General features: G+C 64.2%; 1 protein-coding gene. It reads left to right on the top strand.

Annotated elements, in window-relative coordinates:
* Positions 1-509, top strand: a 509-nt coding sequence (locus J4650_RS22685; RefSeq protein ID WP_123220299.1) for a sodium ion-translocating decarboxylase subunit beta, incomplete at both ends; no start/stop codon positions are given.

The following is a 509-nucleotide window of genomic DNA, read 5'->3' as shown; positions in this document are numbered from 1 at the left end:
GGCGCGGCGGCGCAGTTCGGCATCTTCGCCACGGTGCTGGGGGCGCTGACGCTGAACTACTTCGGCCTGATTGCCTTCACCCTGCCGCAGGCGGCGGCCATCGGCATTATCGGCGGCGCGGACGGCCCGACGGCGATTTATCTGTCGGGCAAGCTGGCGCCGGAGCTGCTGGGGGCCATCGCGGTGGCGGCGTACTCGTATATGGCGCTGGTGCCGTTAATCCAGCCGCCGATTATGAAAGCGCTGACCACGGAGACGGAGCGGAAAATCCGCATGGTGCAGCTGCGCACGGTGAGTAAGCGGGAAAAAATCCTCTTTCCGGTGGTGCTGTTACTACTGGTGGCGCTGCTGCTGCCGGACGCCGCGCCGCTGCTGGGGATGTTCTGCTTTGGCAATCTGATGCGCGAAAGCGGCGTGGTGGAGCGTCTGAGCGACACGGTACAGAACGGGCTGATTAATATCGTGACCATTTTCCTCGGGCTGTCGGTGGGCGCGAAGCTGGTCGCGGA

It is taken from the genome of Salmonella sp. 32120201201600049SM, assembly GCF_017572835.1.
In the GTDB taxonomy this organism is placed as follows: Bacteria; Pseudomonadota; Gammaproteobacteria; order Enterobacterales; family Enterobacteriaceae; genus Salmonella; species Salmonella enterica.
Note: the sequence above shows the minus strand (reverse complement) of the source record. Positions and strands in the feature narration are given on the sequence as shown.